The sequence below is a fragment of the Rubrobacter sp. M3-4 genome, from assembly GCF_059772285.1.
Map to the genome: position 1 here is coordinate 56,452 of NZ_JCBAJP010000001.1, position 19,772 is coordinate 76,223.

The following is a 19,772-nucleotide window of genomic DNA, read 5'->3' on the forward strand; positions in this document are numbered from 1 at the left end:
CTCACTCGGGTCTCTCGCCCGCCGGCGGCTCGGACCCCATCTTCTGCAGCTCGGCGCTCAGCCTCTCGAGCTCCGCGCCCCCGGCCATCATCCGCTCGAGCTCGTCTATGCTGATCTCTTCGCGTTCGAAGGTGCCCATGCTGCGCCCGTGGTTGAGGACGGTGAACCGGTCGCCTATGGCGTAGGCGTGGTGTACGTTGTGGCTGATGAAGATGACGCCTATGCCCTGCTCGCGGGTGCGGGCGATGTAGCGCAGAACTATCGCCGCCTGCTTCACCCCGAGGGCGCTGGTCGGCTCGTCGAGGATCAGGACCTTCGCCCCGAAGTAGACCGCACGGGCTATCGCCACCGACTGCCGCTCGCCGCCGGAGAGCGTGGCGACCGGCTGGGAGGTATCGCGCAGCTCTATGCCGATCTTCCGGAGCTCCTCGCGGGTGATGCGGTCGGCTCTGGCCGCGTCGAACATCTTGAACGGCCCCACCCTCTTTACCGGCTCCCGCCCGATGAAGAAGTTGCGCGAGATGCCCATCAGCGGGATCATCGCCAGATCCTGGTAGACGGTGGCGATGCCGTGGCTTATGGCGTCGCGCGGCGAGTCGAAGACGACCTCCTCGCCGTTGACCAGGATCGAACCACGGTCGGGCCGGTGGACGCCGGAGAGGATCTTGATCAGGGTGGACTTGCCCGCCCCGTTGTCCCCGAGCAGGCACATCACCTCCCCGGATCTCACCCCCATCGAGACGTCCTCGAGCGCCACGACCTTGCCGAAGTACTTCGAGACCCCCCTCGCCTCCAGGATGGGCGTCGTCTCTTTCATCATCACCTGGCCTCCGAAGCCCGCTTGCGGATGTAGTTGTTGAACAGCACGGCCACCAGCAGCATCACCCCGACGAAGACCAAAAACCAGTCGGTGTTGACGCCGGTGAAGAAGATGCCCTGCTGCACCATGCCGAAGATGAGCGCCCCGAAGAGCGCGCCCACCACCGAGCCGTAACCCCCCGTCAGCAGCACCCCGCCTATGACCGAGGCGGCTATCGCCTGCAGCTCCAGGTTCTCTCCCCTGAGAACGTCTGCAGAACCGGCCGCCAGAACCTGTATCGCCGCCAGAAGCGCCGCGGAGACCGCCGTGCACACGAAGAGCGTTATCTTCACCCGGTCGACCGGCACCCCGACGTTGCGCGCCGCGTCCGGGTCCCCGCCGGCCCCGAACGTCCAGTTGCCGAAGACCGTCCGCTGCAACACCCAGGTCCCTATCGCGGCCAGGACCAGCCACCAGATGATCGAGACCGGAAATCCCCCCACCGTCCCGGCGAAGATCGGCCGCAGAGGGCTGCCGTGCGTCGCGGAATCTAGCCCGCCTATCTGGGTGCGGCTGGTTATGAGCCGGGTGAACCCGATCGTCAGCCCCCGCAGCGCGAAGAGCATCCCCAGCGTCACGATGAACGAGTGGAGCCTGGTCTTTATGACCACGTACCCGTTGAACAGCCCCACCAGAGCCGCAAAGACGATCGCCGCCGCTATCGAGAGCCAGAGCGGCCATCCGAACTGCGTCACCCCGAGCGCGATCAGCATCCCCGCCGCCCCGACCATCGAACCCACCGAGAGGTCGAACTCCCCGGCGATCATCAGGAGCGAGACCGGAACGGTCACGACCCCGAGCTGCGCCGCGACCTCCAGGTAGCTCGCCGCCCCCCCGAGCGTCAGAAAACCAGAGTCCCCGGCGACGATCGCGAAGAAGGCGAAGACCAGGACGGCCCCGGCAACCGCCGCGAGCTCCGGCCGGGTGAGCCACCTGCGCAGGAAGCCTACCTGACGTACCCTCTCATCGGCCGTAGCTGTCTGCGCCATCAGCGTCAAACCTCCTCCTCTCCCGTGGAGAGGGGACCGAAGTCCCCTCTCCTAGCGGATACCCTCCTTGCTCAGGCTGATCACCTTCTGCGCGTTGTCTTTGGTGACGAACGCCGGACCGGTCGGCACGACGCCTATCGGGTGCAGCAGATACTGCACGTAGGTTGTGAGGAACAGGACCGGCAGATACCCCTGCAGGAACTGCTGCTGGTCGATGGCGAAGAGCATCCTGCCGTCCCTCACCGCCCGGAGGATCTCCGGAGCCAGGTCGAAGGTGGCGAATTTTATCCTGTTGTTGCCCTTGAGCGCCTGCAGGGTCGGCAGGGCACCCTGGGGACCGAGCGTCAGCAGCCCATCCACACCCGGGTTCTGCTTGAGGGCGGTCTTCACCCCGTTGCGCACCGCGGTGGGGTCGTTGCCGTTGACCGCGATCTGCTTGGCGTTTCCGCCGATGCCCTTCTTGAAGCCCTCGAACCGCTGGTCAAGCGTGACGACACCCTGCTGGTGGTTGATGACGAGCGCCGACTTCACCCCCGATTGGGCCATCTTCTTCCCGGCCTCGACTCCGGCCTGGTACTCGGTCTGGCCCACGTAGTTGAGGGCACCGAGCTTCTGCCAGACGTCCAGCCCGGCGTTCAGCATCACCACCGGGATGCCCTTGCTCACCGCCTTCTTCACCTTCGGGCCGAACGCGCTGGCATCTGCGACGGTCGCCGCGATACCGCTTGGGTTCGAAGCTATGGCCGAGTCGAAGTTCTGCTGGATCTGGGGCACGCTGTAGGTGTCTGGAGCACGATACTTAACGCTCACCCCGAGATCCTTCTCGGCCTGGTTAATCCCGTTGATCACCACCGACCAGAACGGGTCGGAAGCCGGACCATGGCTAATGAACTCGATGTGTATGTCCCCGCGGTTGACGAGCCCCTGTTTGCCACTGCTCTTGCTGCTTGAGGCCTGCTGCGAGCCTCCGCAGCCAGCCGCTCCGAGCAGCGCAGCCCCGGCAATCCCAATGCCTCCAGCCTTCAGCAGATCCCTGCGGCTGAAGTTCCCGCGATCTACATCTTCCTCTATCACGTCTCGCTCCTCTTTTCCCGCTGATTGGAGAGTCTCAGGCTGCACTTCGGTGGCACCTACGCTACCCGAAGACAGCCTCTCGCTGCCACCGCATTCTCACCCTTAGTGGATTCCTTGCCTGCTCAGCTTGATGAACTTGTCCGCCATGTCTTTCGTCACAAACTCGGGACCCGTAGGCACGGCCGCAACCGGAGACAACAGATACTGTATGTACGTGGTCAGAGCAACAACGGAGAGATATGTCTGCAGAAACATCTGCTGATCGATGGCGAACAACAGCCTACCATTGCGTACGTCTTTGAGAACCTCGGGAGAGATGTCGAAGGTGGCGGCTTTGACCTTTCCCTCTCTCCCGACATCTTTTATCGCGCCGAGAGCCTGTACGGCGGCCTCCGGACCGAGGGTGATCAACCCATTTACATCGGGGTTCTGCTTGAGGGCACTCGCCGTCCCGTTACGCATCTTAGTGGGATCCGACCCGTCGACGGCCACCTCCTTCACGTTGCCGCCGAGCCCCTCTTTGACACCCCGGTATCTAGTTTCCAGCGTGAGCTGTCCCTGCTGATGGTTTATGACGAGCGCGCTCGTGACCCCAGCCCTGGCCATCCTCTTGCCAGCTTCTACGCCAGCCTGGTACTCGGTCTGCCCGAAATAAGTCAATGCACCGAGCTTCTTCCAATAGTCCAGGCCCGCGTTGAAGAGCACTACGGGTATGCCTTTGCTCACCGCCTTGCGGATCTCGGGTCCCAGAGCGCTGGCGTCGGGCAACGTGGCAGCGATACCACTCGGGTTCGAAGCTATCGCCGATTCGAAGATCTGACGTATCTCGGGCATGCTGAACTGATCAGGCCCTCTGAACTTGACGCTGACGCCCAGATCTTTCGAAGCCTGTTCAGCCCCGTTCTGCATGATGGCGGTGTTGGGATCGGGTGGGATCATATGGGTGGGCATCTCGATATGGATCTCATCCCGGTTAACAAGCCCCTGTTTGCCACTGCTCTTGCTGCTTGAGGCCTGCTGCGAGCCTCCGCAGCCAGCCGCTCCGAGCAGCGCAGCCCCGGCGAGACCCACACCTCCAGCTTTCAGCAGATCCCTGCGGCTGATCTCCATCCGGATCATCTCCCTTTCCCCACTCATCTGCTTACCTCCTTCTCCATCTCTTCTTGAAGGTATGAAAGGCTCTTACTCACGTTCTCTATGGGACCACCACCAACGTCCGGTTCGTAATCCACGACGGTGTCCTGCTCGAGCACGTACCAGCCCGGGTAGCCGCCCTCTTCCAGGTGGCGCACCACCCCGGCCACGTCGACATCCCCCTCGCCGAGCGGCCGGAACATCCCGCGCCGGGCGGCCTCCTTGAAGGTGAGCTCTCTGTCCGCAACCTGTCTGGCCAGGCTCCGGTCCACGTCCTTGAGATGGACGAGCTTCACCCTGCGTGCGGCCCTCCTCGCTACCTCGACCGGATCGCTGCCCCCTATCACCAGGTGCCCGGTGTCCAGGCATAGTCCAGTCTCCGAACCCTCCAGAAAGCGCCATAGCTCCTCATCGCGCTCGATGACGGTCCCGTAGTGGGAGTGGAGCGCGACCGTGAGGCCGCGACGGGCGGCGATCTCCTCGACCCGTGAGAGCCCCTCGAAGAGCGTCCTCCAGCCACCCTCGTCCAGCTCCACGACCTCCTCGTAGCCCTCCGAACCGGTCGAGGCGGCGAGGACGATCACCTCGGCACCGGCCGCCTCGAAGAAGCGCGCCCGCCGCTCGACGAACGAGAGTTCCTCCTCCAGGATCTCCGGCCTGTGCAGCACGGCGGGCACGAAACCGCCGAGCAACCTGAGGCCATACCGGGAGAGGGTGCGCGATACCTCTTCCGGATCCGGGCCGAGGAAGACCTCAGGACCAGCCTCCATCGCCTCGAGCCCGAGCGAGGCGGCCTCCTCGAGCACCCTCTCGGCGGGCATCTGGTAACCCCAGTCAGGGATCTCGATGACCCCCCACGACACCGGCGCCCCCGCGATGGGTCTGCCGCCTCTCATCTGGACACCTCCAGTCCCTCTTCGTAGAGCGCGGGCCGCTCTACGGACGGGATCCTCTCCGGCCTGCCGGAGCGCAGCGAGGTGGCGCAGCTTCCCGTCGCAAGCGTGGACACATACCCGTCCCACGCGTTCGCCCCGCCAGGCGGCCTGCCCTCTCCGACCGATCCCACCCAGTCACGGACCTCGGCGACGTACGCCTCGGGAAAGCGCTCGAGAAAGCTCCCGTGGACGCCGTGGGAGACTGCATTCGACCTGCGCACCACCGTGTCGGTCGGGAGGGTGGTCTGCACCGAACCCCGCTCACAGACGAGCTCCGCCCCGACCTCGTATCCATAATCCGCCGTGACGAAGACCTCTACCGTTCCCAGACATCCGCCGCTCATCACGAGCTGTATGAGCTGAAGATCGAGGGTGTCCTCATCCAGCGCCGAGCTGTTGTGCACGCCGCGCACGTAGACCTCTTCTATCTCCCGACCCGTCATCCAGCGGGCCGAGTCCAGATCGTGCACGGCGGCGTCGAAGACGACGAACTCCGAGTCCCAGTACGGCGGCACCTCCGGGTTGCGGTGCACCCCCTTGAACAGGAGTGGACGCCCGATTGCGCCCTCCGAGGCCATCCGTTTGACCTCGAGATGCCGCCGGTCGTAGCGGCGCATGAAACCGACCTGCACCAGCCTCCTCCCCAGTTCGACCTCCGCCTCGACGATCCGGCGGGCGTCATCCGGGCTGGTCGCTAGAGGCTTCTCGCACAGGACGGGTCTACCGCGCTCCAGACACTCCAGGACGAGCTCCGCGTGGGTGTCGCCGGGGGAGGCGATCACCACCGCATCCACGCTCTCGATGAGCGCCCGCTCGTCCTGGAAGACCCTCGCCCCGCAGCGGGTGGCGACCGCTCCCGCTCTCGCTTCGTCGACATCGGTCACCCCGGCCACCTCGGCCCCGGCTACCAGGGAGTGGAGGTTGTCCGCGTGCCTTGTGCCCATCGCCCCTACCCCGATGATCCCGACACGAACCCTCTCCTGGTTATCCACACTCATCGCCTTATCTCTCCGTATATCTCCGGCTTCGTCCACTGGCCACTCTCGAGGCTCCTCTCCACCGCATCTATGACCGCCTGGGTGCGATAGCCGTCCTCGAAGGTCGGCACGGGGCTCTCGCCCGCCTTTATGCCGTCCAACAGGTCCTTCACCGTGTGCACGAAGGTGTGCTCGTAGCCGATCGTGTGTCCCGGCGGCCACCACCCCTCCATGTACGGGTGCTCCGGCTCGGTGACCAGGATGGTCCTGAAGCCCGCCGTCTCGGGTTCCTCGTCCTCGAAATGGACCCGAAGCTCGTTCATCCTCTCCAGGTCGAAGACGATGCTCCCGTTTGAACCGTTGATCTCGAAGTACTCGTGGGCCTTGCGACCCGGCACGAGCGGGGAGACCTCGAAGGTGCCGATCGCCCCGTTCTCAAACCGCGCGAGAAACGCCGCCGCCTCGTTCACCGTCACCTCACCCATACCGTCCCCCTCGGGGAGCGGGCGTTCTCTCACGAAGGTCCCGGCCGTCCCGACGACCTGCGCCACCGGGCCGACGAGGTAGTGCGCGAGGTCCACGAGGTGTGATCCCAAATCGGCGAGCGGTCCTGCCCCTCCGGTCTCCCTCCTCAGTCGCCAGGTCAGCGGTGCTCCGGGGTCGAGGAGCCAGTCCTGCAGGTAGACGGCGCGCCAGCGACGGATCTCCCCGAGCCTCCCCTCCTCGAGCAGCCTCTTCGCGAGCCGCACCGCCGGCACCCGCCGGTAGTTGTGGCAGACCATGTTCACGGCACCGGACCTGCGGGCCGCCTCCACCATCCTCCGCGCTTCGTCGAGGGTGTTGGCGAGCGGCTTCTCGCACAGGACGTGCTTTCCGGCCTCGAGGGCGGCGACGGCGAACTCGCAGTGGGTGTCCCCGGCGGAGGAGATGTCGATGAGCCGTACGTCCTCGCGCCTGAGCAGCCGCTCGTAGCTCGTCTCGTGGCCCTCCCAGCCGAGCCTGCGGGCGGCCTCGCGCACCGCAGCCTCGTTGCGGCCGCAGAGGACGCGCATCGCCGGCACCGGGTCGACGTCGAAGAAGCGGGCGACCTGCCGGTAGGCGTTCGAGTGAACCCGGCCCATGAACCCGTAGCCGACGAGGCCGACCCCGATCCCGCCCACCCCTAACCCACCTCCTCGTAGAGGATCCCTCCGTCCCTCTCGACGGGCGCCAGGCGCACCGTCCTGCCTTCCCGGTAGGAGCACTCGGCCGCCCGGGCCAGGGCGAAGGCCGCCGCGGCATCGGATCCGTCGGGCTTCGGAGCGGACTCGCCCCGGACGACGGTGACGAAGTGCTCCATCTCTCTCCGGTAGGCTTCGGCGAAGCGCTCGACGAAATCCGAGACGTAGTCCTGGCACATCCGACCGGGGGTGAGCGTCTGGACGGAGACGCGCCGGTGGTCGTCTATCCTGAGCGTGGCCTTCGAGCCCATGACCTCGCTCGAGCACTCGTAGCCATATCCGGCGACCCGGCTGTTGTCTATGATGCCCAGAGTGCCCGTGGCGAAGCGCAGCGCGACGACGGCGTTGTCTATGTCTCCGAGCTCTTCGAAGCCGGGGTCCGAGAGCGCCGCGCCGAAGGCGGTCACCTCCTCTATCTCCCCGATCATCCAGCGGGCCGTGTCGAAGTCGTGCAGCGTCACGTCGGCGAAGAAGCCGCCGGAGCCTTTTATGTACTCGAAGCCGGGGGAGCGCATGTCCCTGAGCGAGGTGCGGAAGAGGTAGACCTCGCCGACCTCGCCGGAGGCGATCTTCTCACGCGCGGCGCGGTAGTCGGGGTCGAAGCGGCGGTGGAATCCGACCTGCATCCTGACGCCCGCCGAGCGGACGGTCCGGACGACCTCGTAGGTGCGCCCGAGGTCGAGCGAGAGAGGCTTCTCGCAGAAGACGTGCTTGCCCGCCCTGGCGGCCGCCTCGGCCATCCCGGCGTGCAGCGACGTCGGGCTGGCGATGACCACGGCCTCTATCCCGGGATCTTCGAGCAGGTCCTCGTAGCGGGTGGACCACCCGACCCCGCCGAGCTCGCGGGCGGCCTTCCGCGCGATTTCTTCGTCCGCGTCCACGACGCGCACCAGCTCCGCCCGCGGGATGCGCCCCGCGAGGTTCTCGGCGTGGAAGCGTCCGATCCTCCCGAGCCCGACCAGCCCTACGCGCACCCGATCCATCTCTGTGCGACTCCTCCTTTCCCCACCGGTCTTCGTCCCTCAGCTCATCCCGTGGCACCCTGTCCGACACGGTGTGCACCGCGTTCTTTCCAGAGCGAGATCATCCGCCCGTAGGATGCGGAGACCGAGGATACGAGATCCTCGTCTTCAACCTCACCCGCGAGCCAGCGCCTGGCCGCCTCACCGTAGATGGACCGGCCGATCGCAAACCCCCTGCACATGGGCTCCGAGGAGGCGGCCTCGAAGCTCTCGGCGAGCCGCTCCTCCTCGAGCGCCTGCCCGAGGACGAGCACCCCGGCGCAGTGTGGGTCGTGCTCCCGGATCACGTCTCCTATCTTCTTCCAGGCGCCGGGTTCCGTGCTCGGCGGGAGCTTCCACCAGTCGGGGTACACCCCGAGCGCGTAGAAGCGCTCCAGGAGTGCGGCGAGCTCGCCCTCGCCGTAGCCCGTCCCCCGCGGGGCCTGCACCTCGAGCAGGAGCAGCCGATCGTTCGCCAGGCAGGCGTCGTAGAGCTGCCTCACCCTCCGCTCCTGTAGCTCCCTGATCCCCGGCTCGTCCTGCGGGTGTATGTACAGGTTGCACTTGACGACGTGCTCTTTGGGCCAGCTCCGCAAGACGGCGGCGAAGTTCGACCCCCCGACGAGCTCCACCGGGCGGCTCTTCGCCACCTCGGCCGCGCGCGCGATCCAGAACCCTCCCCCCGTGAGCTCATCCAGCGCCCCGTCCCCGTAGATGTCGTCGATCAGGACGCCTGCAGCCTCGTCCTCTTTCGCCACTTGCCGGAACGCCCGCCCGAGAAGCACCTTGAGCTCCCTGATCCTCTCTCGCTCCACCCCGAGCCCGTCCGCGACCTCCTCGAGCTGCCAGCGGTGGTCTATGGCGAGCACGTGCAGCTCGTCCGGAGCACGCCGGGTGGTGACCCGGTGCAGGTGCTCGAGCCACGCGTCATCCCTGAGGCGGCGGGGCCTCTCTTCCAGAGAGAGGAAGTACTCCAGCTCCTCGCGCGTGGGCATCGCGGGGGAGCACCCGTGGCGGGAGACCACTATCGCGCCGCAGGCGTTGCCGAGCCTGAGGCATTCCTCCGGGGGCTCGCCCCTCAGCCACCCGGAGAGGAACCCGCTCATGAAGGCGTCCCCGGCGCCCACGGAGTTGAACACCTCGACCGTAAAACCGGGGACCCTGATGCCCTCCTCGATATCATCCGGTATCTCCCCCGGGAAGAGCACCGCCCCCAGCGCCCCGACCTTGAGCACGATGGTGGCCTCCGAGATCTCGCGGATGTTCTTGAGAGCCTTTATGGTGTCGGTCGAGCCGCCGGCTATCCGGATCTCCTCCTCTGTACCGACGACCAGATCGCACTCCGGCAGCACCGAGCGGTAGATCCCGGTAACCTCCGCGCTCTCTACGAACATCTCCCCGCCCCGTCCGTGCGAGGCGACACCCCAGAAGACGGGTCTGTAGTCGAGGTCGAAGAAAACCTCCCTCCCCGCATCCTTCGCCGCCCGCACCGCCCTGAGGCACGCAGCCCGGCTTCCCTCGCGCGAGAGGGGCGTGCCGGTGACGAGAAGCGCCTTCGCGGAGGCGACGAAATCCGGTTCGACGTCTCCCCCCTCGAGCGCGAGGTCGGCCGCCTCCCCGTAGGCGAAGATGCGGGGGAACCCATCGGGCTCGCGCACGGCGAGGAGCACGTAGGGCGTGAGGTGTTCGGGATCGAGGCGCACCCGGCTCACGTCCACCCCGTTCTCCTCCAGCGTCCTCCTCACGTAGCGGCCCATCTGCTCCTCCCCGACGCGGGTGAGCATGGCGCTCCTGACCCCGAGCCGGGCGGTCCCCACCGCGATGTTGGTCGCGCTACCCCCGACGTACTTGCGGAAGGACTGCACGTCCTCGAGCGGTGCACCCTCCTGCTCGGCGTAGAGGTCCACGCAGGTGCGCCCGATGCATACGAGATCCAGCGGGGTCTGCTCCACGCTCATGCTTCTCCTCCGGATGCGGCTCCGGTCCTCGCCCCTTCGACCGGCTCCCAGAGCCCCGATTCGCAGGAGCGGTCCATCGCCTCCACGACCCGCATCGCCGAGACGATCTCGCGCATGGACGGCTCCTTCTGCCGGTCTTCGGCTATGGAGGTGAGGAACCTGTACGCCTCTGTGACCTTCAGGTCGTCGTAGCCCATCGAGATGCCGGCCCCCGTCTGGAAGCGCTCGAAATCTCCCATCCCGGGTGCGGCGAAGACGGTGCGGTATCCCCTCTCGCCGGTCGGGCCCAACCTGCAGATCTGCAGCTCGTTCAACCTCTGAAAGTCCCAGGAAAGCGCGCCGCGGGTCCCGTTGACCTCGAAGCCGTTCCTGACGTGCGGCCCGACGCAGACGCGGCTGTTCTCGATCGTCCCGCGCGCCCCGCTCTCGAAGCGCACCAGGCAGCTTACGTAGTCCTCGTTCTCCACGGCCCCCATCTCGCCGCCTTCGACGACGAAGTGGCCCGTCCCCATACCCTCGGGCACCTCCGGGCGCTCTTTTATGAAGGTCTCCTTCTGCGCCGAGACGCTCTCTATGGGCCCGAGCAGGTTCTGGGCCAGGTCCACCGTGTGGGGCATGATGTCCCCGAGCACCCCGAGCCCAGCGCCCTCGAGCCTGTAGCGCCAGGTGAGCGCACCGCCCGGGTCGGCGGCGTAGTCGGCGAGGAAGTATCCGCGGTAGTGCGTGATCTCACCGAGCTCCCCCGAGGCGACGAGCTCTTTCGCGTACTCGACCGCCGGGGCGTGGCGGTACATCAGCCCGATGGTACTCTTCACCCCGGCCTCCTCTACGGCGCGGGCGATCTCGTAGGTCTCTTCGGGAAACCTGCCGCAGGGTTTCTCGAGCCAGATGTGCTTTCCGGCCTTCGCCGCGGCCACCGCTATCTCCCGGTGCAGATAGTTCGGGGCGGCGATGCTCACCGCCTCGACCTCCGGGTCGTCGATGACCTCCTGCCAGTCGGTCGTCCACCCCTCGAAGCCGAGCAGCTCCGCCGTCCGCCGCGCCCTCTCCTCGACCGCGTCGGCGGCCACGACGAGCCGCGGCCCGAGCGGACAATCCGGATAGTGGTGGAAGAGCCGCAGGTAGGCCCGGCTGTGCACCTGTCCCATCCACCCAAGCCCGATGACCCCGACCCCGATCTTCGCGCTCACGTCTCCTCCCATCCCCTCACATGTCCACCAGCATCATCTCGAACCAGTAGGACTCCGCCGGATAGCAGTGCGAGCCGTACTCTATGGGCCGGCCCTCCGTGTCGTACGCCACGCGGGTCATCGTCAGCACCGGGTCCCCGGCCTCTATCTCCAGAAGCTCGGCCTCCTTCTCCCCGGCCTTGCGCGCCCCGATGCGCTGGGTGGCCACGTGCGGCGTCACCCCGCCCCTCCGGAACACCTCGTAGAGCCCCGTCTCCTCCAGATCCTCGCGCCTTATCTCCAGGATCCCCGCCGGAACCACGTTGTGCATCAGCGCGATCGGCTCCGGATCCCCCGAGTCGGTTATGCGCAGCCGGTCGAAGACGAAGACCCGCTCACCGGCCTCGATCCCGAGCTCATCCGCAACCTCCGCCGGACACCGGCCCCTCTTGAAGCTCAAAACCCGCGTCTCGGGCTCCCTCCCAGCCTTCTTCAGATCGTCGTAGAGGCTGGTGAGGGCCACCGCCCGCCTCACGGGCCGCGGCGCGACTATCGTCCCGATGCCCCGCCGCCTTATGAGAAGCCCCTTGTCCACCAGCTGCCTTATCGCCTGGCGCATCGTCGGACGGCTGATCCCGAGCCGCTCGGCAAGCTCGACCTCGCTCTCCAGCTTGCTCCCCCGCGGCAGCCGCCCGTCCTCGATCGCCCGCTCGATCTCCCTCGCCGCCTGGTGATAGAGCGGTACCGGACTGCCGTGATCGAGCTTCACACCCCGAAGCCCTCTCCCCATGCGCGCCCCGCCTCTCTCCTCTCCATTTCTCATGGTGGGAGTATTGTAAAGACATTCTCAGGTATTGTCGATAGTACGTAGATGATCGGCTCCCTTCCACGGCAACATGCGGGTCTTCGAGTGGTGTTCCCACGAGAGTGGTTCTATTTCCTGGACGAGAAAGAGGAGCCGGCGGCGGCCACCGTCACCAGCAGGACGGCCGCGGCGGACCTGGCCCCCAGGCTCTCACCCAGGACCATAAAACCCACGAGCGCGGCCACGGCGGGCTCCAGGCTCATGAGGACGCCGAAGACGCGAGGCGGGAGCCGCCTCAGGGCCTCTATCTCCAGCGAGTAGGGTATCGCGGAGGAGAGCATGGCGACCGCGAAGCCCATAAAGAGGGCGTGCGGTTCGAGGAGCGCTGCGCCGCCGTACGCGATTCCGACCGGGAGCAGCACCACCGCCCCGACGCACATCGCGATCGCCAGGCCGCTGCCGCCGGGGAAGATCCTGCCCGTGCGGGCGTTCAGGAAGATGTAGCAGGCCCAGAAAAACCCGGCCAGCAGGGCGAGGCCCACTCCGGTCACGTCGAGCCCCGAATGCCCGAAGACCCCGAGCGGGGCGAGCAGCAGGATACCCGCCGCCGCGAGCACGACCCACAGGAGGTCCACGGACCGCCTCGACCCGATGACCGCCACGGCGAGGGGGCCGCTGAACTCCAGCGTGACCGCCACGCCGAGCGGTATCCTGGCTATCGCCGAGTAGAACGAGAGGTTCATCAACGCCAGCGCGAGACCGAAGAAGATGGCGGTCAGGATCTCGGAGCGGGAGCGACCTTCGAGCGTGGGCCGCCACAGAGCGAGCAGCACCACGGCCGCGAACCCGACACGCAGCAGCACCGTCCCCCCGGGCCCAAGCGAACCGAAGAGCCTCTCGGCCACCGCCGCACCAAGCTGCACCGAGAAAACCGATCCAAGCACGAACACCTGGGGCGGCAAAGCGCCGGAAGCCCGGCGTGCGAGCGAACCTACCTGCCAGCCGAAGAGAGACATCCCATCCCCGAGTCTAGCACCCTTCCACCCTCAGCCCTTCCCATCTGCCTCCGTCGTCCCGGACAGCACGGCCACGACCGCCGAGAGCGCCACGATCAGATAGAGTGCCACCCCGAGCCCCACACGGTCAGCCGTGAAACCTATCGTCGGGGGGCCGACCAGAAAGCCGAGATAGCCGCTGGTCGAGACGGCGGCCACGGCCGGCCCGGAGGGCATCGCTCCCGCACGGCCCGCGGCGCTCAGGGCCGCCGGAAAGACGGTCGCGAACCCCGCTCCGGCACAGGCGAAACCCGCGAGCGCCGCCACCGGATCGCCGAGCAGCAGCGCACCCCCGAACCCGGCCGCGGCGAGCAGCCCCCCGGCCCTCACCACCGTCCGGGGTCCGAAGCGCGAAAGCAGCCCGTCCCCCACCAGCCGCCCGGCGGCCATGGCGACCGAGAAGGCGGCATACCCGAGCGCCGCAAAACCCGCGTCGGTCCCGAGCGTCCCGCGCAGGTAGACCGCGCTCCAGTCGGCCATCGCCCCTTCCCCGAGGAGCACGCAGAAGGCGATCGCCCCGAGTCCGGCCAGCGCCCGCGTCGGCCGGGCGAACGCGGGACCCGCGGCGTTCGCGTCGGCCCCCGCCGGAAGCAGACGCCGGTAGGCGAAGGCCACGACGACCGCCATCGAAGCCCCGATCCCGAGCAGATGCTCCGACACCCCCACCCCCGCCGAGGCTGCCACCCCCCCGACGACCGACCCGGCGAGCCCGCCGAGGCTGAACATCGCGTGGAAGGAGGACATGATCGGCCGCCCGTACCTCCGCTCGACCGCCACCGCCTGGGTGTTCATCGAGACGTCGAGCCCGCCCATGAAGACGCCGACCACCACGAGCGAGAGCGCGAGCGCCGCCGCTCCCCCCGCAAACCCCGGCAAAGCCAGCACCACACAGAAACCCGCCGCCATTACCCCGACCACCGGCCGGCTCCCGAAGCGCGCCGCCATCCCCCCCACCAGCGGCATCGAGATCAAAGACCCGACAGAAGCCCCCAGCAACGCCAGCCCGAGCGTACCCTTGTCCAGCCCGAGATGGTCCCGCACCGCCGGTATCCTCACCACCCAGTTCGAAAACCCGAAGCCGTTGAGGAAGAAGACCGCCGCAACAGCAACCCGCGCCGCCCGCACCCCCCCTACACCAGCCACGCGACCACCCAGAGCCACAAGACCACCGCCGATACCCCCGCAAGCCCCAGAGAAAGATCAACCAGGACCATCTCCTCACACGGCCGCGAGATCCCCCGCGAAAACCAGTAGAACATCCCCGCAACCACCGTGAGAAGCAACGCACCCACGAGCATGAGAGAAGGCCCGACCTCCCGTTTCTGAATCGTTTCAGCAAGAACTGCTCAGGCAGTGTAGCATGTGGGACATGGGAGTCAATCGGAAGAGACCCGGCGGGCGGGTGACGATCCGGGAGGTGGCGGCGGAGCTGGGGGTGGCACCCTCGACGGTTTCGAACGCGTACAACCGGCCGGATCAGCTCTCTTCGGAGTTAAGGGAGCGGGTGTTCGAGGTGGCGCGGAGGCTGGGGTATGCCGGGCCGGACCCGATGGGGCGGGGGCTCAGGCGGGGGCGGGCGGGGGCGGTGGGGGTGCTCTACACGGACAGGCTCTCGTATGCCTTCGCGGATCCTGCGGCGGTGATGTTCTTCGAGGGGGTCTCGCAGGCCACCGAGGAGGCCGGGCTGGGGCTGCTTCTGATCCCGGGCCGCTCGCTCGGGGAGAGGGACGTCTCGGCCGTTCGGGAGGCGGTGGTCGACGGGTTCGTAGTGTGGTGCATGGCCGCGGAGGATCCTCTGGTGGGTGCGGCGTTCGAGCGGCGGCTGCCCGTGGTGCTGGTGGATCAGCCGCCGGTCGAGGGGATACCCTCCGTCGGTGTGGACGACGAAGGGGCGGCGAGGGAAGCTGCGGAGCACCTGACCGGGCTCGGTCACCGCAGGGTCGCCGTCGTCTCCTTCGAGCTCACCCCCAGGACCAGGGGCGGGTTCAGGAGGCTGGATCGCTGGGAGGAAGCCGCCTTCAGGCCCTCGCGGCTGCGGCTCGCCGGGTACGCCGCCGCGCTGGAGGAAGCCGGGGTCGATCCTTCCGGGATTCCAGTCTACGAGTGTCCGGAGAACACCGTCGAGGAAGGGAGGAGGGCGGCGCGCGCCCTGCTCACGCGCGAGCCCCGGCCGACGGCTCTTCTGGCGATGAGCGACCAGCTCGCGTTCGGCGCGATCGAAGCCGCCCGCGAGCTCGGGCTCCCGGTACCGCAGGAACTCTCGGTCGTCGGTTTCGACGACGTTCCGGCGGCCGCGCGATCGGCCCCGCCGCTCACCACCGTTCGCCAGCCGCACGTCGAGAAGGGGAGGCGGGCCGGGGAGATGCTCATCGCGCTCCTCGCAGGAGGAGAGACCGCCGGGACCGTGCTCCTCCCCACCCGGCTCGTCGTTCGGGGCTCCACGGCGAGGCCGCCATCATCCGGATGAGCGCAGGATCACGCCCTCCCCTCCGGCGAGGGTGAGCCGTCCTGAGACCTCCTCCCCCTCGCGGTCGAGCCCGGTAGAGAGGACGATCCGGCCGCGGGCCGGCGTGCTCTGGACGTCGGAGCCGAGGTTGAGCACGACGAGCAGCCTGCGTCCTTCGTGCTCGCGGGCGTAGTAGAGCAAATCACCGTCGATGCCGAGAGAGGCGTAGCCGCCGGTGGAGAGAGCCCCCTCGGAGCGGCGCAGCGCGATGAGACGCCGGTAGAGGTTGAGCAGAGAACGCGGGTCCTTTCGCTGGCGGGCGACGTTCACTTCCTCGTAGTCCTCTGCCAGGGGAAGCCAGGGTTCTCCGGCGGTGAACCCCGCGTTCTCGGAGTCGTCCCACTGCATCGGGGTGCGCGCCGGGTCGCGCCCGAGCTGCGGGAAGCTCTTCCCGAACGGGTCCTGGATGCGCCCGGGCGGGATGGGGACGTCGTGCATCCCGATCTCGTCGCCGTAGTAGAGGGTGGGGGTGCCGCGCAACGTCAAAAGCAGCATCGCCGCGAGCCGCGCCTGCCCCTCTCCCACCCGGCTCGCGACCCGCGGCCGGTCGTGGTTGCCGAGCACCCAGTTGGGCCAGGCGCCGGGAGGGAGCGCCGCCTCGTACTCCTTCACGAGGCTGTAGACGGCGTCCGCCCGCCAGGGCGTGAAGATCAGGTGAAAGTTGAACGGCAGGTCCACCCCGGAGCCGTAGTAGGCGATGAGGCTCTCTATCGGGAGGTAGAGCTCCCCGATAAGAAGCCGCTCGCCGTACCCGTCGAGCACCTCTCTCATCATCCGGACCATCTCGTGCGTCTCGGGCCTATCGGAGGAGTAGAGCGGTATGAGGGCGTCGTAGGGGTTCTGCCCCTCCCGGTAGTCTGGGTTGGGCGGGTCGTCGCGCAGTCTTTCGTCCTTTACGAGCCGCCTGAGCGCGTCGACCCGGAATCCGTCCACCCCACGCTCGAGCCAGAAGCGCAGCACCCCGAGCATCGCCTCCCGGACCTCGGGGTTGCGCCAGTTGAGGTCCGGCTGCTCTTTCAGGTAGGCGTGATGGTAGTACTGCCCGGTCTTCCCGTCGAACTCCCAGGCGCTACCGCCGAAGGAAGAGAGCCAGTTGTTCGGCGGAGAGCCGTCGGGCTTCGGATCGGCCCAGATGTACCAGTCCCGCTTCGGGTTCTCGCGCGAGGAGCGCGACTCCACGAACCAGGGGTGAAGATCGGAGGTGTGGTTCGGGACGTAGTCGAGGATGACGCGGATCCCCCGCCGGTGCGCCTCCTCGACCAGCCGGTCGAAGTCCTCAAGCGTCCCGAAGAGCGGGTCTACATCCGTGTAGCAGGAGATGTCGTACCCGAAGTCCGCCATCGGAGAAGGGTAGATCGGTGAGAGCCACACCGCATCCACCCCGAGCCACGCCAGGTAGTCGAGCTTCCCGATCACCCCAGCCAGATCCCCCACCCCGTCCCCGTCCGAGTCGGCGAACGACCGCGGGTAGACCTGGTAGATGATGCCCCGCTCCCACCAGCAGTGTCTTCCGTTCATCTCCCTCTCCTAAAAGCCTTTAACGACGCCACGGTCCGAAGGTTAAACCATGGAGTCTGAGGAAAGAACCCCGGACTTTGTTAGAATGAGATCATGAAGGTGGAGCTCTACACGGCCCCCGGGTGTCCGTACAGCGCGGCGGCGCGGGAGGATCTGGAGTGGCGCGGGGTCGAGTTCGTCGAGTACGACGTGGAGAAGGACGCAGAGGCGCGCCGCAGGCTCTTCGAGATCACCGGGGGGGCGCGCATGGTACCGGTGATCGTCGAGGAGGGGAAACCGCCCCGGATCGGGTGGCAGGGCCGCGGCTGTTCGGTGTAGCCTATCCCTGCAGGTTCTCTACGAGCCCGAGCAGCGCGTGGTAGGCGGAGGCCTGGACCTCCTGGATGCGGGGGATGTAGTCCGAGCGGACGACGATGGCGTGCTCGGCCCGTCCCTCGCTCACCACACGCCCCCCGTCGTAGCCGACTATACCCACGGTGAGAAGACCACGTTTGCGTGCCTCGTCGAGCGCGGCCAGGATGTTCGGCGAGCCGCCGCTGGTCGAGATGCCGATGGCCACGTCCTCCGGGCGGGCGTGGGCGATGAGCTGGCGGGCGAAGACCGCCTCGACCCCGACGTCGTTGGCTATCGCGGTGATGTTGGCCGACTCGGCGGAGAGCGAGACCGCCGGGATCGGGTCGTAGCCGGAGGGTGGGCACAGGCAGTCGGCGACGATGTCGTTCGCGTCGGTCGCCGAGCCCCCGTTGCCGAAGGTGATGAGCTTGCCGCCGCGCTCGATGCGCCCGGCGACGGCAGCGGCGATCTCCGCGATCGTCTGAGCCTCCGTCTCGGCAGCGGCGGCCCGCATGCGGTTCACTTCCTCCAGCTTCTGAAGCATCGAGCCCTGCACCTCCTCCACCACCCGCTCGAGCGGCTGCTCCTCTCGCCCGAGCATCGGGTAGAGGAAAGAGGAGGCTCCGACGTCGTGGCCCTGCTCGCGGTGCTCGAAGTACACGTGCACCGTCTCCCAGAGCACGTGGTAGAGGTGCTCGAAGACCTCCTGGCAAACGAACGGGTCTCCGTCGGGGAGATCAAAAGCGTACTCCGCCCCCTCCCCGGAGAGCGCGAAGGTCAGAGCGCCCCGCTCCCGGGAGAAATCCAGCGCCCGCTCTACCGCTTCGTCCCGCTCCGGGAAGGAGAACCCCATCACCATGTCCTGATCATGGAGGATGGTGGACAACCGCCCTTCGAACTCCGGGCCGAGGTCCAGCGCTGGAAGCGCGCGCTTGCCCACGATCACCGGGTGCACGAACTCCACCGAGACGTGCTGGGCGTCGGTGGCGGCGGGGCCGCTCCCGAAAGCCAGCAGCCGCCCCCCGGAGAGGAACCGCTCCGACATCCGACGGCACGCCTCGGCGAGCCTCCGCGCCTCCCTCTTGAAGAAAGCTTCGAAGACCGCATTGCGCCGCAGCAGCTCATCCCGGCAGTGGGTTGCGAGCGTGTTCGTGTCTATATGCTGCATCGCTTCCACCTCCACCGGGGTGTATATAACGAATTTTACAGCACCGAGAAGCGTTTGCCCGCCCCCGCCAATCCGCCCCTGGACATCGTTCGTACGATCGTGAGGGCGGCGAAGCTTCGCACGAATTCCCTCTCCGGCTTCTCGATCTACGCCGGGTCCGCTGAACGATGGAGAGGGCCATGAAGGTGGCGCCCTACACGGCCCCTGGTATCCGTACGGCGCGGCCGCGGGAGGATCTGGAGCGGCGCAGAGGTGGGTTCCTGATAAAGGAAGGCGATGGATGTTCATGCTCCTCTCCACCCGTCGGCAGGAGTCAGCGCATAGACCACCTCATCGGGCAGCGTCCCATCCGCACGGCGCCACACGTTCCGTAGACGCCCCTCCCGCACGAAGCCCACACGCTCGGCGACGGCGATGCTGCGCGCGTTACGTGCATCGCAGACGATCTCGATGCGCTGCGCCCGCAGCACCTCGAACACATACGCCGTGAGCAGCCGGACCGCCTCGGTGACGTAACCGCGGCCTTGCTCGGAAGCCCGTACCCAATAGCCGATGGAAAACGCGGGGACATCCCAACCATCTGGCTCGCGCGGGTGCAACCCAAGCCCTCCCAGATACCTTTGTGACTCGATATGCCACATACCCATCGAAAACCGCTTCCGCAACAGCCAGTCGGCAGACGCACGAACGATCCAGTCACGCATTTCGTCGAGCGTCTGGAAGGCGTCGGCCTGCTCTGGTTCCCAGGGGCTTTTCCCCCGTCACGATTCGTACGGGCGGGAACATCTGAAAGTGCAGTCCTGAAAGTTTCACCGCCTGCCAGCCTGATGCCCGAAGAGCCCGCGCATATTCCCCCGTATGTTGAAAATCCAATAGAGCCACCCGTCCGCCCGGTTTCAGTACCCGTGCAATTTCCCTAATCGCTTTCAAGCGGCCTTCTTCGTCGGGGATGTTGTGAATCGCCAGGCTCGAAACCACAACGTCGATCGTCCCGTCCTGCGGTCATGCGGAACCGCGTTGGGCTGCTCGTGCAGGGGATTGTAGACCGGCGGGGAATGCGGAGCAAAAGAC

19 protein-coding genes and 1 pseudogene are annotated in these 19,772 nt (G+C 67.0%); 2 read left to right on the forward strand and 18 right to left on the reverse strand.

Going from position 1 to position 19,772, the window contains the following annotated elements:
* Nucleotide 1 precedes the first annotated feature (1 nt).
* The 14 genes from AC6EKW_RS00265 to AC6EKW_RS00330 form a co-directional block, all read right to left on the reverse strand.
* Nucleotides 2-817, reverse strand: a complete 816-nt coding sequence (locus AC6EKW_RS00265) for an ATP-binding cassette domain-containing protein (protein WP_420541970.1) — start codon at nucleotides 815-817, stop codon at nucleotides 2-4.
* 2 nt (nucleotides 818-819) lie between these two features.
* A complete protein-coding gene (locus AC6EKW_RS00270; RefSeq protein ID WP_273889269.1) occupies nucleotides 820-1,848 on the reverse strand; it encodes an ABC transporter permease in 1,029 nt (342 codons plus the stop codon).
* A gap of 51 nt (nucleotides 1,849-1,899) precedes the next feature.
* Nucleotides 1,900-2,922, reverse strand: a complete 1,023-nt coding sequence (locus tag AC6EKW_RS00275; RefSeq protein ID WP_498513339.1) for a sugar ABC transporter substrate-binding protein — start codon at nucleotides 2,920-2,922, stop codon at nucleotides 1,900-1,902.
* A 102-nt stretch (nucleotides 2,923-3,024) separates the two neighbouring features.
* A complete protein-coding gene (locus tag AC6EKW_RS00280) occupies nucleotides 3,025-4,059 on the reverse strand; it encodes a sugar ABC transporter substrate-binding protein (protein WP_498513340.1) in 1,035 nt (344 codons plus the stop codon).
* Nucleotides 4,056-4,952 (reverse strand): sugar phosphate isomerase/epimerase family protein, encoded by an 897-nt coding sequence (locus AC6EKW_RS00285; RefSeq protein ID WP_498513341.1) that lies wholly within the window; start codon nucleotides 4,950-4,952, stop codon nucleotides 4,056-4,058. Before AC6EKW_RS00285 ends, AC6EKW_RS00280 begins: the two co-directional genes overlap by 4 nt.
* Nucleotides 4,949-5,989 carry a Gfo/Idh/MocA family oxidoreductase gene (locus tag AC6EKW_RS00290; RefSeq protein ID WP_498513342.1) on the reverse strand — a complete coding sequence of 347 codons (1,041 nt, stop codon included), beginning with the start codon at nucleotides 5,987-5,989 and terminating at the stop codon, nucleotides 4,949-4,951. The genes AC6EKW_RS00285 and AC6EKW_RS00290 overlap by 4 nt, the downstream gene beginning before the upstream one ends.
* The gene (locus tag AC6EKW_RS00295; protein WP_498513343.1) at nucleotides 5,986-7,128 is read right to left on the reverse strand and encodes a Gfo/Idh/MocA family protein; all 1,143 of its coding nucleotides are present in this window, start codon (nucleotides 7,126-7,128) and stop codon (nucleotides 5,986-5,988) included. The genes AC6EKW_RS00290 and AC6EKW_RS00295 overlap by 4 nt, the downstream gene beginning before the upstream one ends.
* Nucleotides 7,129-7,130: 2 nt before the next feature.
* Nucleotides 7,131-8,171: an inositol 2-dehydrogenase gene (gene iolG / locus AC6EKW_RS00300; RefSeq protein ID WP_498513344.1), complete on the reverse strand. Its 1,041-nt coding sequence runs from the start codon at nucleotides 8,169-8,171 to the stop codon at nucleotides 7,131-7,133.
* 44 nt (nucleotides 8,172-8,215) lie between these two features.
* Nucleotides 8,216-10,147, reverse strand: a complete 1,932-nt coding sequence (locus AC6EKW_RS00305) for a bifunctional 5-dehydro-2-deoxygluconokinase/5-dehydro-2-deoxyphosphogluconate aldolase (protein ID WP_498513345.1) — start codon at nucleotides 10,145-10,147, stop codon at nucleotides 8,216-8,218.
* Nucleotides 10,144-11,337: a Gfo/Idh/MocA family protein gene (locus AC6EKW_RS00310; RefSeq protein WP_498513346.1), complete on the reverse strand. Its 1,194-nt coding sequence runs from the start codon at nucleotides 11,335-11,337 to the stop codon at nucleotides 10,144-10,146. The genes AC6EKW_RS00305 and AC6EKW_RS00310 overlap by 4 nt, the downstream gene beginning before the upstream one ends.
* Before the next feature lie 16 nt (nucleotides 11,338-11,353).
* Nucleotides 11,354-12,106, reverse strand: coding sequence for a GntR family transcriptional regulator (locus AC6EKW_RS00315; protein WP_498513347.1), 753 nt, complete (start codon nucleotides 12,104-12,106; stop codon nucleotides 11,354-11,356).
* Nucleotides 12,107-12,249: 143 nt separating this feature from the next.
* Complete coding sequence (locus AC6EKW_RS00320) at nucleotides 12,250-13,137, reverse strand: EamA family transporter (protein WP_498513348.1); 888 nt, start codon at nucleotides 13,135-13,137, stop codon at nucleotides 12,250-12,252.
* 30 nt (nucleotides 13,138-13,167) lie between these two features.
* Nucleotides 13,168-14,319 carry an MFS transporter gene (locus AC6EKW_RS00325; RefSeq protein ID WP_498513349.1) on the reverse strand — a complete coding sequence of 384 codons (1,152 nt, stop codon included), beginning with the start codon at nucleotides 14,317-14,319 and terminating at the stop codon, nucleotides 13,168-13,170.
* Nucleotides 14,307-14,474, reverse strand: coding sequence for a hypothetical protein (locus AC6EKW_RS00330; protein WP_498513350.1), 168 nt, complete (start codon nucleotides 14,472-14,474; stop codon nucleotides 14,307-14,309). Before AC6EKW_RS00330 ends, AC6EKW_RS00325 begins: the two co-directional genes overlap by 13 nt.
* Before the next feature lie 71 nt (nucleotides 14,475-14,545).
* On the opposite strand from AC6EKW_RS00330, the gene AC6EKW_RS00335 reads away from it, so the two are divergent.
* Nucleotides 14,546-15,643 carry a LacI family DNA-binding transcriptional regulator gene (locus AC6EKW_RS00335; RefSeq protein WP_498513351.1) on the forward strand — a complete coding sequence of 366 codons (1,098 nt, stop codon included), beginning with the start codon at nucleotides 14,546-14,548 and terminating at the stop codon, nucleotides 15,641-15,643.
* On the opposite strand, the gene AC6EKW_RS00340 is transcribed toward AC6EKW_RS00335, so the two are convergent.
* The gene (locus tag AC6EKW_RS00340; protein WP_498513352.1) at nucleotides 15,632-17,200 is read right to left on the reverse strand and encodes an alpha-amylase family glycosyl hydrolase; all 1,569 of its coding nucleotides are present in this window, start codon (nucleotides 17,198-17,200) and stop codon (nucleotides 15,632-15,634) included. The genes AC6EKW_RS00335 and AC6EKW_RS00340 overlap by 12 nt on opposite strands.
* Before the next feature lie 93 nt (nucleotides 17,201-17,293).
* Between AC6EKW_RS00340 and AC6EKW_RS00345 the strand changes: the two genes are divergently transcribed.
* A complete protein-coding gene (locus AC6EKW_RS00345; protein ID WP_273889409.1) occupies nucleotides 17,294-17,518 on the forward strand; it encodes a Uxx-star family glutaredoxin-like (seleno)protein in 225 nt (74 codons plus the stop codon).
* A 1-nt stretch (nucleotide 17,519) separates the two neighbouring features.
* On the opposite strand, the gene AC6EKW_RS00350 is transcribed toward AC6EKW_RS00345, so the two are convergent.
* The 3 genes and pseudogenes from AC6EKW_RS00350 to AC6EKW_RS00360 form a co-directional block, all read right to left on the reverse strand.
* Nucleotides 17,520-18,701: an SIS domain-containing protein gene (locus AC6EKW_RS00350; RefSeq protein WP_498513353.1), complete on the reverse strand. Its 1,182-nt coding sequence runs from the start codon at nucleotides 18,699-18,701 to the stop codon at nucleotides 17,520-17,522.
* A gap of 284 nt (nucleotides 18,702-18,985) precedes the next feature.
* A pseudogene (locus AC6EKW_RS00355) lies at nucleotides 18,986-19,408 on the reverse strand (GNAT family N-acetyltransferase); the annotation flags it as partial.
* Complete coding sequence (locus tag AC6EKW_RS00360) at nucleotides 19,398-19,688, reverse strand: class I SAM-dependent methyltransferase (protein ID WP_420542104.1); 291 nt, start codon at nucleotides 19,686-19,688, stop codon at nucleotides 19,398-19,400. The gene AC6EKW_RS00360 and the pseudogene AC6EKW_RS00355, both read right to left, overlap by 11 nt.
* Between the last annotated feature and the right edge of the window lie 84 nt (nucleotides 19,689-19,772).

What these genes read in the sequence shown, in the direction of transcription:
- AC6EKW_RS00270 (WP_273889269.1), bottom strand. Translation starts at nt 1,848, where the DNA reads ATGGCGCAGACAGCTACGGCCGATGAGAGGGTACGTCAGGTAGGCTTC.
- AC6EKW_RS00330 (WP_498513350.1), bottom strand. Translation starts at nt 14,474, where the DNA reads ATGCTCGTGGGTGCGTTGCTTCTCACGGTGGTTGCGGGGATGTTCTAC.
- AC6EKW_RS00285 (WP_498513341.1), bottom strand. Translation starts at nt 4,952, where the DNA reads ATGAGAGGCGGCAGACCCATCGCGGGGGCGCCGGTGTCGTGGGGGGTC.
- AC6EKW_RS00290 (WP_498513342.1), bottom strand. Translation starts at nt 5,989, where the DNA reads ATGAGTGTGGATAACCAGGAGAGGGTTCGTGTCGGGATCATCGGGGTA.
- AC6EKW_RS00350 (WP_498513353.1), bottom strand. Translation starts at nt 18,701, where the DNA reads ATGCAGCATATAGACACGAACACGCTCGCAACCCACTGCCGGGATGAG.
- AC6EKW_RS00340 (WP_498513352.1), bottom strand. Translation starts at nt 17,200, where the DNA reads ATGAACGGAAGACACTGCTGGTGGGAGCGGGGCATCATCTACCAGGTC.
- AC6EKW_RS00280 (WP_498513340.1), bottom strand. Translation starts at nt 4,059, where the DNA reads ATGAGTGGGGAAAGGGAGATGATCCGGATGGAGATCAGCCGCAGGGAT.
- iolG (WP_498513344.1), bottom strand. Translation starts at nt 8,171, where the DNA reads ATGGATCGGGTGCGCGTAGGGCTGGTCGGGCTCGGGAGGATCGGACGC.
- AC6EKW_RS00315 (WP_498513347.1), bottom strand. Translation starts at nt 12,106, where the DNA reads ATGGGGAGAGGGCTTCGGGGTGTGAAGCTCGATCACGGCAGTCCGGTA.
- AC6EKW_RS00265 (WP_420541970.1), bottom strand. Translation starts at nt 817, where the DNA reads ATGAAAGAGACGACGCCCATCCTGGAGGCGAGGGGGGTCTCGAAGTAC.
- AC6EKW_RS00345 (WP_273889409.1), top strand. Translation starts at nt 17,294, where the DNA reads ATGAAGGTGGAGCTCTACACGGCCCCCGGGTGTCCGTACAGCGCGGCG.
- AC6EKW_RS00320 (WP_498513348.1), bottom strand. Translation starts at nt 13,137, where the DNA reads ATGTCTCTCTTCGGCTGGCAGGTAGGTTCGCTCGCACGCCGGGCTTCC.
- AC6EKW_RS00305 (WP_498513345.1), bottom strand. Translation starts at nt 10,147, where the DNA reads ATGAGCGTGGAGCAGACCCCGCTGGATCTCGTATGCATCGGGCGCACC.
- AC6EKW_RS00335 (WP_498513351.1), top strand. Translation starts at nt 14,546, where the DNA reads ATGGGAGTCAATCGGAAGAGACCCGGCGGGCGGGTGACGATCCGGGAG.